12 protein-coding genes and 1 riboswitch are annotated in these 13,262 nt (G+C 39.0%); of the genes, 8 read left to right on the top strand and 4 right to left on the bottom strand.

Features of this window, described 5'->3' with window-relative positions:
* Window positions 1–190 precede the first annotated feature (190 nt).
* Window positions 191–991, bottom strand: a complete 801-nt coding sequence (locus BR30_RS0107645; RefSeq protein ID WP_026564507.1) for a formate/nitrite transporter family protein — start codon at window positions 989–991, stop codon at window positions 191–193.
* Between the two features lie 214 nt (window positions 992–1,205).
* Between BR30_RS0107645 and yfkAB the strand changes: the two genes are divergently transcribed.
* Window positions 1,206–2,327 (top strand): radical SAM/CxCxxxxC motif protein YfkAB, encoded by a 1,122-nt coding sequence (gene yfkAB / locus BR30_RS0107640; protein WP_026564506.1) that lies wholly within the window; start codon window positions 1,206–1,208, stop codon window positions 2,325–2,327.
* A gap of 47 nt (window positions 2,328–2,374) precedes the next feature.
* On the opposite strand, the gene BR30_RS0107635 is transcribed toward yfkAB, so the two are convergent.
* Window positions 2,375–3,550, bottom strand: coding sequence for an MFS transporter (locus BR30_RS0107635; RefSeq protein ID WP_035445215.1), 1,176 nt, complete (start codon window positions 3,548–3,550; stop codon window positions 2,375–2,377).
* Between the two features lie 273 nt (window positions 3,551–3,823).
* A riboswitch (SAM riboswitch) is annotated at window positions 3,824–3,930 on the top strand.
* A 127-nt stretch (window positions 3,931–4,057) separates the two neighbouring features.
* Between BR30_RS0107635 and BR30_RS0107630 the strand changes: the two genes are divergently transcribed.
* The 7 genes from BR30_RS0107630 to BR30_RS0107600 all read left to right on the top strand — a co-directional run bounded on the left by BR30_RS0107630 (window position 4,058) and on the right by BR30_RS0107600 (window position 11,608).
* Window positions 4,058–5,167 (top strand): sugar ABC transporter substrate-binding protein, encoded by a 1,110-nt coding sequence (locus BR30_RS0107630; RefSeq protein WP_026564504.1) that lies wholly within the window; start codon window positions 4,058–4,060, stop codon window positions 5,165–5,167.
* Window positions 5,168–5,238: 71 nt separating this feature from the next.
* Entirely contained in the window at window positions 5,239–6,741 is a 1,503-nt protein-coding gene (locus BR30_RS0107625) for a sugar ABC transporter ATP-binding protein (RefSeq protein WP_026564503.1), read from the top strand.
* A 1-nt stretch (window position 6,742) separates the two neighbouring features.
* Entirely contained in the window at window positions 6,743–7,747 is a 1,005-nt protein-coding gene (locus BR30_RS0107620; protein ID WP_026564502.1) for an ABC transporter permease, read from the top strand.
* A 159-nt stretch (window positions 7,748–7,906) separates the two neighbouring features.
* Window positions 7,907–8,668: a threonine/serine exporter family protein gene (locus tag BR30_RS0107615; RefSeq protein WP_026564501.1), complete on the top strand. Its 762-nt coding sequence runs from the start codon at window positions 7,907–7,909 to the stop codon at window positions 8,666–8,668.
* A gap of 17 nt (window positions 8,669–8,685) precedes the next feature.
* Window positions 8,686–9,132 (top strand): threonine/serine exporter family protein, encoded by a 447-nt coding sequence (locus tag BR30_RS0107610; RefSeq protein ID WP_026564500.1) that lies wholly within the window; start codon window positions 8,686–8,688, stop codon window positions 9,130–9,132.
* A gap of 186 nt (window positions 9,133–9,318) precedes the next feature.
* Complete coding sequence (locus BR30_RS0107605; protein WP_081825378.1) at window positions 9,319–10,068, top strand: C39 family peptidase; 750 nt, start codon at window positions 9,319–9,321, stop codon at window positions 10,066–10,068.
* 511 nt (window positions 10,069–10,579) lie between these two features.
* Window positions 10,580–11,608 carry an ion channel gene (locus tag BR30_RS0107600; protein WP_026564498.1) on the top strand — a complete coding sequence of 343 codons (1,029 nt, stop codon included), beginning with the start codon at window positions 10,580–10,582 and terminating at the stop codon, window positions 11,606–11,608.
* A gap of 32 nt (window positions 11,609–11,640) precedes the next feature.
* Here the strand turns inward: BR30_RS0107600 and BR30_RS0107595 are convergent, their stop codons facing one another.
* The gene (locus tag BR30_RS0107595) at window positions 11,641–12,027 is read right to left on the bottom strand and encodes a DUF350 domain-containing protein (protein WP_026564497.1); all 387 of its coding nucleotides are present in this window, start codon (window positions 12,025–12,027) and stop codon (window positions 11,641–11,643) included.
* Complete coding sequence (locus BR30_RS0107590; RefSeq protein ID WP_026564496.1) at window positions 12,028–13,260, bottom strand: glutathionylspermidine synthase family protein; 1,233 nt, start codon at window positions 13,258–13,260, stop codon at window positions 12,028–12,030.
* Between the last annotated feature and the right edge of the window lie 2 nt (window positions 13,261–13,262).

Genomic DNA, 13,262 nt, shown 5'->3' with positions numbered 1-13,262 from the left:
ATGTGTGCCTTCTTTAAATCCATCATATTAAAATGCACTTTAGAAGTAATTCTTGAAATGAAAGATTATAATTATCTTTATTTTTAGAATATTCATAATAGTTGTCGATTGCCCTCTGATCTTGTTGATATTTCCCCGGGAATTTGTCGATATCCCACTTAATATAAAAAAGAACAGAGCCCCTTAAAACTTAGCTGCCCTGTTCTTTGTCATATTCATCTAAGAAAGGCTTGTTTGCATAATAGTACATCATTGCCATAAAAACAGAACCGCCAATCATATTCCCAATCGTGACAGGCACCAAATTGTGTATTACACCGCTCCAAGAAATGGTCCCAGGATGATTTAAAACTAAGGCAATCGCAAACGTACACATATTAGCGATACTGTGTTCATAGCCGGAAATAAAGAAACAAAAGACAAAAAGCATCATGGTAAACATCTTCGGTCCATCCCCTTTCAATCCCATTGGAAGAAAGAAGGCCATACAGACAAGCCAATTACAGAGAATGGCCCGAAAGAATAGCTCAGTCGTTGGTACCTGCATTTTTATCTCGACAACATGAAGTAAAAAGCCGTTAACCTCTGAACTTTCATAAAGGCCTGTCGTAAAAATAATAAAAGCAAAAACTGCAGCTCCGAGAATATTTCCTCCGTAACTGCAAACCCATAGCTTAAAGACATCTGCCCAGTTCATCTTCTTGCGAAGAGCGGCATAGGTGTAATAAAACGTATTTCCGGTAAACAAATCACCGCCCCCATATGCAATTAAAATGATCGCTGCCCCGAAGGTAAGTGCCGCCATCGGATAGGCGAGTGGGTTATCCACAATATAGAAGAAGTTCCCTGTTTTAAAGGCTACGATGACACCAAAACCAATAAACATACTTGCAAGCATTGCACGTAAAATATAACGAAGTATGCTTTGCCGAAAGATTTTCATCTTTTTTAGAGCGAGTTTCTCTGCTTCTCCTAAAGGCTGCATTTCCATATTGTTATTCCCACCAATCCGATTAAATAATATCCGTTTATTTTTTATCGAATAGGGAGCAGTTATGTATTGATAGGGAAATTTTTCATCAAACAAGCTTAGAATAATTATATTTTTTCATACATAAACTTTTGTAATGGTTGAAAATAGCAAAAACATCCGGAAATCAGATATAATAGAGAGGTTTTTTGAAGACTGATTTTAAGGAGATATTATGTCGACATTGAAAAAAATTACCCCTTCATATGATCCATGGGAAGCCTATTTAGATATCGAGCAATATGGTAAGCCGCAGCTCACCAATATCGAATTTACCACTACAACTCTTTGTAATATGCGCTGTGAGCATTGTGCTGTGGGCTATACACTTCAAACAAAGGATCCGCAGGCTCTTCCTCTTGAACTAATAATTCAAAGGTTGGATGAAATCCCAACTTTACGCTCGCTTAGTATTACCGGAGGAGAACCGATGCTGTCCTTATCCTCTGTTAAAAATTATGTGGTACCGATTTTAAAATATGCTCATGAGCGCGGCGTTCGGACCCAGATTAATTCCAATTTGACCCTGGAACTAGACCGTTATGAATTAATTGTTCCGTATTTAGATGTTTTACATATTTCACATAACTGGGGGACGGTGGATGATTTTGTTGAGGGCGGTTTTGCCAGAATGGAACGGAAGCCAGAATATGTACAACGGGAAAAATATTTTAACAGAATGATAGAAAATAGTAGAGAATTGGTTAAAGCAGGAGTGATGGTTTCTGCTGAAACGATGCTAAACAAGCGCACTCTACCTCATTTAGAGAAAATCCATCGTCAGATTGTCGATGAAATGCTTTGTCAGCGACATGAAATTCATCCTATGTACCCAAGTGACTTTGCTAGCAATCTTGAAACCTTATCACTAAATGAAATTCGAGAAGCAATACATCACTTACTGGATGTAAGAGATGAGAGGGTCTGGATGTTGTTTGGGACACTTCCATTTTATGCCTGCAGCGATATTCAAGAGGATCAAGCTCTTTTACAACGTTTGTATAATAGTAAAAATGTTACTGTCAGAAATGATCCAGATGGCCGTTCGCGATTGAATGTGAATATTTTTAACGGTGATATTATTGTGACTGATTTTGGTGATACCCCACCACTAGGCAATATCCAAACTACAAATCTAGTAAATGCTTATCAAGCATGGCAGGCATCCTCTATAGCCAAGGATTTAAGTTGTCATTGTCCAGCAGTTAAATGTCTTGGTCCCAATATTTTAGTGAAGAATAGTTATTACCAAGAGGTAGACTTTATTAGTCAAGAGAATAAAATTATAAGAAATTAAAATGAAAAGGCCCTGGTCAAGGGCCTTTTGTACATTTAGTCAACGGATTAAATGGTGTGTTTAACCAGTTTCGGATGGCGATGCATGGAAACGTACAAGATAATCCCGCTTACAATTAATAATGCACTGGTGCAGATAAAAACTGCTGAGAATCCAAAGTATCCAGAAATAAATCCACCCAGCATAGGTCCAATGATATTTCCTAGAAATCTTAAACTCGTATTGTAGCCGAGAACTTCGCCTTGCATGGTAAGCGGTGCTTCCTGACGAATGTAGGCAACCCTGACAGGAATAATTCCGCCAATCGTGACACCAAGAGCAATACGGATAATAACTAGCTGCCAAAAATTAGTGACCGCTGCACCTGGCAGGTAGACGATTCCTGCTAGGAAAAGAAGAATGATTAGGATTTTAATATAGCCGTACTTATCGGCAATCTTTCCCCAATTTCGTGACATTAATAAATTGCCAAGTCCGGCAGCAGAAAAGGCAATTCCTGAATAAAAGGCAACATTTGCTGGTCCATGCAAGTCACTAACGAATAATGATAAAATTGGCTGGATGCTGAAATGGGCGACCTGTACAAGGGCAGAGATGAGCAACACGGTTAATAAAACCGGATTGCGGATAATATGTCTAGCCACTTCTCTGCTTGAATAATGAACTTTTGTTCCTTTTTTAGCTTCAATCATAAATTCCTTTGTTGTAATGACAAGCAAGGCAGAAATGATAATAGAAATGGACGTCCATTTAAAGGTGGTAGAATAGCCAAGTGAATCTGCAAGTATTCCGCCCAGCATAGGCCCTAATAAAGATCCTGTAATACTGCCTGTTTGTAAGGTTCCTAGCACGCGTCCAGCAATCTCTTGTGGTGTTTGCGTAGAAATAAAAGCCTGCGACATCGGAATAAAACCCGAAAAGAACCCCATGCAAAAACGGAGGAGCAGCAGCTGCCAAACAGAATGGACATAACCCATGAGAAAAATGGATAACCCCATTCCTAATCCGCAAATGATAAGAATTTTTTTTCGTCCATACCGATCACCTATTCGACCCCAAATTGGAGAGAAGGCGAATGCGGAAATAAACGTAATTGCAAATGTGATTCCTGACCAATGTTGGACATATTTTTCCGTAAAGTCTCCAAATGTCTCAATGTACAACGAGATAAACGGCATAACCATCGTCATACTACCGGCAACAAAGAAGTTCGCAAACCACATGATGATTAAATTACGTTTTGCCCGTTCCTGTTGAGTCACAATAAATAACACTTCTTTCTGAAATATATTTCGGTTTTCTAAATATTATCATACCGAAATTTCTGATAATTAGAAAGGGATACCCTATCATTTAAGTTGGGAAAAATCATTGCTAATATTCAGTGACCTTGCCAGATAGAGAAAAATAACTTTATTAAAAATATTCAAAACACTATTGACAACTTGTTAATAGGAGACTAAAATCAAATTTATTACTTAACAGAATATTACGTTCTCTTATCAAGAGTGGCAGAGGGACTGGCCCGATGACGCCCAGCAACCGTTCCGTTTGGAATTGGTGCTAAATCCTGCAAAACAATTTTTGTTTTGAAAGATAAGAGAGGAGTAGTCCCTTAACTTGTGATGAAACCTCTCTTTTCTGGAGAGGTTTTTTATTTTAATAAAAACCAACTTTTCCAATAGGAGTAATGGAATATTGATAGAAATCAAAAAGGGGGAGTTTTTAAAATGAAGAGAAATATCTTAAAAAGTACGCTCGTATCCGCACTGGCAGCCACACTTTTACTTACTGGCTGTGCGTCAGGGGAAGAAACCAAACAAGCTAGCGGTAAAAAGGTAACGCTTGAAGGTGTACCAGAAAAGTTTACGAATGGGGACCAACTGAAAATTAAGGTTATTCGTAAAATTGGCGGAGACGATCATACTGCTCAATTCTTAGCCGGAGCAAAAGAAGAAGGAGAAGCCCTGGGCTTTAAGGTGGACGTGTTTACTGCAAATGGTGACACTGCTAAATTCCATGATGCCATTAATCAAGCGTTAAACCAAGATTATGATGGATTTATTATTTCTCATGGTGATGATGAAGCGACTGTTAATGATGTAAAAAAGATAGTTGAAAAGGGAAAAAGTGTTGTTACATTTGACTCTAATCCAAATATAGCGAATGTAGACGGAGTAACACTAACTTCACAGGATGATGAAGCGTTAGCAACATTAGCCCTCGAACAACTTGTAAAGAATACAAATGGTAAAGCAAATATTGCCTACTTATGGGTTGATGGTTTCCCTGCAATGGTTAGACGTAATAAGGTTTATCAAGATGTGCTTTCAAAAAATCCTGGTCTTAAAGAAGTGGAACGCTTTGGTGTGGCAGCTGCAGATACAAGTGTTCAAACGCAGAATGCTGTTGCAGCAATGTTAAATAAATATCCAAAAGGCAAACTGGATGCCATTTTTGCAACTTGGGATGCTTTCGCTATTGGTGCAGCGCGTGCGCTGAAAGAAGCAGGTCGTGAAGAAGTAAAAATCTATGGTATTGATGTTTCCAATGCGGATCTTCAAGAAATACAAAGAAAAGGCAGTGCATGGACAAATACAGCGGCGGTCGATCCTAAACTAATCGGTGCTGTTGATATGAGGATCCTTGCGAAGAAACTTGCAGGTGAAGAAACACCTCAGACCTTTGATTTAGAAGCATCACTTGTTTCACAAGATATTCTTCAAAAGTCTAAAGACCCTGTAAACATGGTTAATCTTGCAAAAATTATCCCTGGCTGGGGGCAATCGACTGCATTTGAAGAGGATTGGATCAAGACATTAAAGAACCATTATAAATAATAGTCGATTACAACTAGACACTCTCTTTTTCAATAGATTAAGAGAGTGTTTGCTTACGGAGGTGGAATTTAATGAGCGCAACATTGGAGATGAAGAACATCTCGATAGAATTTCCGGGAGTGAAAGCACTGAATCAAGTTGATTTTTCAATGAAAACTGGAGAAATCCAATCCTTGATTGGGGCAAATGGCGCAGGGAAATCAACATTAATGAAGGTTCTCTCCGGTGCTTATAATCACTATACCGGTGAAATCCAGCTCGATGGGCAGGATCTGAAGATTCGTTCTCCAAAAAATGCACAGGATGCAGGAATACAAATCGTTTATCAAGAGGTAGATACCGCACTCATTCCTTATTTAACAGTTGCTGAAAATATTTTGCTGCTCGATACCGTACACAACATGGGGAAAAAGCAATGGATGAAATGGAAGAATCTTCATCAAAAAGCAGCGGAAATATTAGCGAATATGAATATTTCCCTTTCAACGAAGAAGCTTGTCAGTGAGTTAACATTAGCGGAGAAACAAATGATTTTAATTGCAAGGGCGGTTTCAAATCAATGTAAGTTTCTCATCTTAGATGAGCCGACAGCACCCTTGAGTCATACCGAAACAACCGAATTATTTAGGATTGTTCGTGATTTAAAAAAGCAAAATGTAGGTGTTATCTTTATTTCCCATCGCTTGCCAGAGATTTTTGAAATCTGTGATGAAGTGACCGTCATGAGGAACGGTGAATTTGTTGCAAAGAAGAAGATTGTAGATACAACATCTGACAAAGTGGTCGAGTATATGTTGGGCCAAAAATTGGAGGAACAGTTTCCCGTTAAGAACAATCAGATTGGAAACACGATCCTAGAAGTAAAAGGCTTGTCTGACCAAGGAAAGATAAAGGATTTGCATATTCATGTAAAAGCGGGAGAAATCATTGGCATTGCTGGCCTGGTGGGTGCTGGAAAAACAGAATTGTGCAAAGCGTTATTTGGTTCTGAGAAAATAACAGCAGGAGCGGTTATTCTTAATGGGCACACATTAAAATTAAAAAGCCCTTATGATGCAGTTAAGAAGGGAATTGCTCTAGTACCGGAAGAACGGAGAAAAGAAGGAATTCTTGTACTGGAATCTGTTGAAACCAATTTAACGGCAGCGAATTTAGGGGATTTCACAAAGGTGTTTAGCTTTTTAAATCGAAAAAAGGAAAAAGAGACCGCTAAACACTTGGTCCGCCGTCTCGGAATTAAAACACCATCAGAAGAAACAAAAGTGCAGAATCTTTCTGGAGGAAACCAGCAGAAGGTAGCAATTGGAAAATGGCTTGTAGCTGAGGCTGACGTTTATATTTTTGATGAACCCACTAAAGGTGTCGATGTGGGAGCAAAGAAGGATATTTTTGAGTTAATTAATGAGTTGGCCAACCGAGGCAAAGCGATTATTTATGCTTCATCCGAACTTTCGGAGATTATTGGAATTACCGATCGAGTCTATGTTTTATATGACGGAAAGTCCGTTAAGGAAGTTGAGACAAAACTAACCAACGAAGAAGAATTATTATTTTATTCAACAGGGGGCAGATAGAATGGAAGCAAATATCGCAGCAAAGAAGCAGGAAGCCCCTGCCAAAAAAGGATTTGAGATATTTCAATTTTTATATAAGTATGGAACGATTATTACGATTCTTGCACTTATTATTATTTTCTCGGCTGCCAATCCTACCTTTATCCAAGGCAGCAATATTATCAATATCTTACGTTCCATCTCGATTGTAACAATTATCGCGATTGGGATTACCATATCTTTGTCAGTAGATGGTTTTGATTTATCGGTAGGGTCAGTCGCTTCCTTATCAAACGCGATTGTTATTTCGATGTTTGTTTGGTTTTCGCAAAATACCCTGGTAGCAATCATTTCTGCAATAGCGGCATCCTTAGTTGTAGGTGCATTAAACTCATTTATGATTGTGAAATTAAGAATTCCAGACATGCTGATGACGCTTGCAACTATGTTTATCATTCAAGGGACCGCACTGACTTATACAAAAGGAGCAACCGTTTCACAAAATATGGTTATGTCTGATGGCTCGATGGCAACAGGTCTGATTAGTCCATTTTTTACAAAAATCGGCGAAGTTCCATGGATTATCATTATTATGGCAGTCACGGTGATTCTTGTGCATATATTTTTGAATTATACAAAGCATGGTCGCTATATGTATGTGATTGGTGGAAACAAAGAAGCAGCCAGACTTTCAGGAATTCCTGTCAATAAATATAAAGTGGCTGCGTACTTACTTTCGGCATTGTTTGCTTCTATTGGCGGGATTGTACTGGCTTCAAGGGTGTTGACATCAGAAATTAACTCTGGTGCACCTTACCTAATGGACTCAGTGGCCGCCGCCTATATTGGCTTTTCTGTACTGGGGGCCGGGAAAGCCAATGCGTTTGGAACATTTGTTGGAGCCGTCCTGATTGGGATTCTACAAAACGGACTTGTGATGATGTCGGTCCCATATTATGCGATGGATATTGTCAAAGGAACCGTCTTGGCTTTTGCACTAGCGATTACTTATTATAAGCAAAAATAGTTGAACTATTTTGGACCTATTCACATAGCGGATAGGTTATTTTTTATGAAAAAACAAACAGATTATCAATTAATAAACTAAACGGCCAATCAATTTTGATTAAATGTGAGTTTTAATTTAAACTAAGTAACAAATGTAGAATTGTGTGTGGTGTGAACAATGGGAAATCAAGTAGAACAAACATATGAAATTATGGAGGTCTGTTTACTGGCGGGGAAAATCATGCTTCAAAGCGGGGCCGAGACTTATCGTGTCGAGGATACAATGATGCGAATGGCGGCTGCCTTTGGTATTGAACATACGCATAGTTATGTAACCCCAACGGGAATTATTTTTTCAGCAGAGGGGTCAGAACCGACGAAGACCAAGCTGATTCGAATCTCAGACCGTTCAACAGACTTGAAAAAAGTTTCGATGGTAAATAGCATATCAAGAAGAATTAGCAGTGGTGAAATCAATTTGAAAGAGGCCTGGGAGCATTTAAAGGAAATTGATTCTCTCAATGTAACATTTCCATTTATGATCCAAGTGGCTGCCGCCTCATTAGCAAGCGGTTGTTTTATGATCATGTTTGAAGGCGGATGGAATGATTTTATACCATCGATGATTTCAGGAGGAATGGGTTACCTTAGTTTCGTCTATTTTCATCGATTTGTTCCGATTAAGTTCTTCTCGGAGTTTTTAGCATCGTTTGTGATTGGCTTACTTTCTTTTTTGTTTGTCCAATTTGGAGTTGGTCAACAATTAGATAAAATCATTATTGGCTCCGTGATGTCGTTAGTTCCAGGTCTACTAGTGACCAATGCCATCCGAGATTTAATGGCGGGTCATCTAGTTTCGGGATTATCTAAGGGTGCTGAGGCATTTCTGACCGCGTTTGCGATTGGAGCAGGGATTGCCGTCGTATTATCTTTTTTGTGAAGTGAGGTGGATTTACCATGGCTGTTCTTGCACAAGCAATCACCAGTTTTATTGCTACAGGCGCCTTTGGGATTCTTTTTAATGCCCCGAAAGAATCACTAATCAAGTGCGGGCTGATCGGAATGGGTGGCTGGTTAATTTATTTCCTCCTGGAAGACTATTCAGATAATGCCATTTTAGCAACATTGGCTGCAACTATTTTTATAGCTGTTCTTAGTCAGGAACTAGCAAAGTTCTATAAAACGCCAGTAATCATTTTTAGTGTAGCAGGGATTATTCCGCTCGTACCGGGAGGTCTCGCCTATGATGCGATGCGGAATTTTGTGGAGAATGATTATTATTCAGCGGTTACATTGGCTGCAAAAGTTTTCATGCTTGCGGGGTCAATCGCCTTTGGGCTAGTTTTCTCTGAGGTAATTAATCAAATAACGAAAAAATTTAGACAACATAAGGTGAAAGCCTAATTAAATTCCCTTTTAGTCATATACTAAAGGGGAATTTAATTAAGTTAAGAAAAAATTAAGATTCAATTGATATCATAAATTGGAAAATGTTTTCCTTTCTTGCGTTGAACTATTTTAGTAGGTAATATAATAGTATATTACTAGAATCTCCAGCAAAGACTAATACAAGGAATGGTACAATCATTTATGAGAAAAATTGTAATTTCTATAATCGTTGTCTTCATAATAGTGATTAGTGGCATAACGATATTTAAGGTAAGGTTTGAACGTCCAGCAACAGCACAAGTTACCGAGGCTGCATCATTAAAAACACGGACACTTGCACTCTTTGCCAAAGAGGCTCCGAAAGTGCCTGATAGTATCAAACTGGATGTGCCGTTAATCAATCAAATGGACGCACCAAAACTCTATAATGGCTGTGAAATAACCAGCCTGGCGATGATTCTTAACTATCACGGAATAGAAGTGACAAAAAATGAGTTAGCTAACAAGGTTAAAACTGTCCCATTAACTTATAGTAACGGGAAAAAGGGCAATCCTAATGCAGGGTTTGTCGGCGATATGGCGAATGGTCCAGGACTAGGGGTTTATAATGGTCCCGTATTAGAACTTGCGCAAAAATACGTTGGTAATCGGGCAGTTAATTTAACTAATCATTCGTTTGATGAAGTTTTAGAAGAAGTAGGTCAAGGACTTCCAGTCTGGATTATCACGACATCAAGCTTCGCACCAGTGTCTGTTTTTCAAACATGGGATACACCGCAGGGGAAAATCGATATTACCTTTAGTGAGCATAGTGTTGTGATTACGGGATACGATGAAAATTATATTTATATTAACAATCCTTATGGGGAAAAAAATCAGAAATTAAATCGAGCTAGTTTTATCCAAGCTTGGGAGCAAATGGGGAAACAAGCGATTGTTATCAAAAAATAAGAACGAAAAGGTCTGATGTGGAATCAGGCCTTTTCACATGGACTTTTTTAGATTCTAAAATGGGCGAAGGCAGAGGAATAAATATCCCTCTGCCTTCATTGTTGAATTCATTAAAGAATTCTTATCGTAACTTGTGATTGGTTGCTGTAGTTCTTGTCAGCTATCGCAAGTAAAAACTTAAATAATCATTGTTTATAAAAACAAGTTTGCCGCGGTTATTTTTCCACCTGAAGGTTTTATACCTAAACGACGTAAGCCCTACCTCTCTTACATCCTAACGGCTCCGAAGCCGATCCAGTGTGAATAAGTTTTTATTTTAAAACATAAGCAGAATGCCAGAAAAAATTCTTACTTTGCGTTATCTAATAAATTACAAGTTACATGAATGTGAAGCACAAATGTTTATATTACAGTAATCTGGAGCTGGTGTCAACTGTTTTTGTTTAAAGGAATATCAAGTGAAACAGTAGAAATATAATTCTATAACAATTGTAATGGGGGAGGGTTAGCGATGATATTTTTTCGAAGATTGTTTCTAACGGCATCTAAATATCGGTACCGGACGGTGTTGTTAGTAACAACGCTTTATATTTTTATAAATGCCGTAGTTATGAAAGTACTTGAACCGACAACATTTGAAAGCACCTTCCATGCCGTTTGGTGGATTCTAACGACAATGACCACAGTAGGCTACGGAGACGTGTACCCAACGACACAGTTAGGAAGAATTTGGGCGATGGTTATTGTCTATACAGCGGGAATTGGGCTTTTTGGTGTGGTCATTGGGATGATTGTCGATACTGTGACACAGTACAAACGGATGAAGGAGGAAGGAAGAATGACTTTTAGGGGAGAAAATCATTATGTCGTGGTCGGCTGGACCGCCAAAAGTAAAAACACGATCAAGGAGCTTTTTATTGGTGATAACAAAACGGAAGTCGTGTTAATTGATGAATTAGAGAAGACACCATATGAACATGAAAGGTTTCTGTATATTCAGGGGAGTCCAACGGATGAAGATACCTTAAAAAGGGCGAAAATTGAAAGTTCAAAAGCGGTACTGCTTTTTGCTCCGGATGGCATCAATAATGCGGATTTAGCAGATGGGAAAACGCTTTTAACCGCGTCCTCGATCGAGCGATATGATGAAGGGACGGAAAAAAATATTTATACAATTGCAGAGATACTAAATGAAAAGCATGTCGGCAACTTCAAACATGTCAAAATTGATGAATTTATTCTTTCTCATGAATCAGTATCTAACCTGATGGCAAAATCTGCGCAGACAAAAGGGGCCAGCCATTTGTTTACACAATTATTAAGTCGTAAGGATGGGGATGGGGGAAGTGATTTATGGGAAGTGGAAGTAAGATTCGACTGGAAGACATACGGAGATGCTTATGAGTCCCTCAAGAAAAAGGGTGCCCAGCTTATTGCCGATCGAAGTGATTTAAATATTTTAAAAAAATGGAGTGAACCCATACCTAAAGAGGCACGGTTGTTTGTGATCTGCGATAAGAATACATATCATTCACTTTAAAACAAAAAAACGCATCCTCGAGATGCGTTTTTTTAATAGGTTAGACATCCAGCAATAACGATACCGATCGATACTGAGAGTAACATGAGAAAAAGCCCAACTGCCTGGTTATCTTCCTCGATACTTTGACTTACGTTAAATCGAGGTGTCAGCCATTCAGCCAGGTAAAAGACCACAATCTGGGCCGCAATTCCAATTCCTCCCCATACCGCCATATCCATAAGTGAAATGGAATTAGCAGCAGTAGAGTACAAGACAATGGCAAGCCCAAGAAGTCTTCCGCCCAGGACATAACTCGCTGCCTTATTTCCTTTCGCCATTAAGGAAAACTCCTTGACCTTGGTGGTTACTTCCATAAGAACCAGTCCTACGAATAATAGACCAATTGAAATGGCTAAATATAATAAGAAATTTGTCATTTACATTCCCCCCTGTTTTTGAATACCTACTGGTAAAAAATAAGATTCGTTCCCTGTAATTTTTCCGCCAGCGCGAATGCCGATACAACTGGCTTTACCTGCAATAAGAAATGATCCGAATACTAATGAAAGTTCTTCGATTCCCTTTTCTGTTTCCAGTGAAACAGTAGGGAGAGGGACATACTGTTGAAAGACAGAAACTTCCTCTTTATAGGTTTGGAAGGTATTTTGAGCAGTTACATTGGCATGTTGATCCCAAATCGTTACCGTGTCTCCCTCTCTGCCGAACGTTGGTTTTTGAACATAAGCGCTCTGCCCGGAAAATTCCTCTGCTTCAAAGTACGTGGGAAGCATATATTCTTTAATCCACGCCTGCTCTTCCGTTGTAAAATAGGCGCCCTGTTCCGCCAACCCCCAAATTAAGCATTGGATTGACTTTGGCTGCAGCAAAAAGGCGGAGACAGGATTTAACATGGAAAGTTTCTCTGCCTTGACCAGGTGTAATAATTCGATTCCAACTAAATCTCCTGTTATTGGGTCCCGGTCGTTAACCAGATGTTCAAGTGGATAGGTTTGGCGATACAATACATCAATTGGATAATCCTCCTCATCAACAAGGATACCGTCTATAATTCGAAGTGCGGACAATGGTACGGTCCGATTGTTAACCTGACACAACTTGCTTAAATATTGAACGGTATTCCAGTCTTCAATATGGTCAGAATGGGCTGTGAACACAACGTTAGGATCTCGTTTTCCTTTCGATGCCTCGAGCACTGCACGTGTAATTCCTGATGAAAGCAGTCGTTCTCCGCCGCCATTTGGATCCGGATAACCAAATTCCTTGCAAACCTGTTCGTTCATATGAAAACATTCGACAATAAACGTGGGTGTATCACTGTTGAACTCCAGCAATTTGAACCCATTCTCAGTTAATACAAAATCAAATCTGCCAATAATCGTTTCAGGGTAAAGATTTTTTAACCTCAAAAATGGGAGACTCGCCGGTGGAAATCCAAATTCAAGGAGTTGTTCATCTGTAAGACTCCGTAAAAGACGAGCAGTTTTGAAAAAAACGATACCCATTCGCTCCGTTGCTTCATGTAATCGCTTGTTGGTTTGTTCAGAAATAGGATAAACGTGATATAGGCTGTACTCGCCTTCGTATAAATCAGACCAAAAGGTTGGGAATTGCGAATAAAAACTTCTTCTTTTCAGTGAATACTGCGACATAT

Source organism: Bacillus sp. UNC41MFS5, from assembly GCF_000686805.1.
This window is presented reverse-complemented; position numbering and strand designations above follow the sequence as displayed.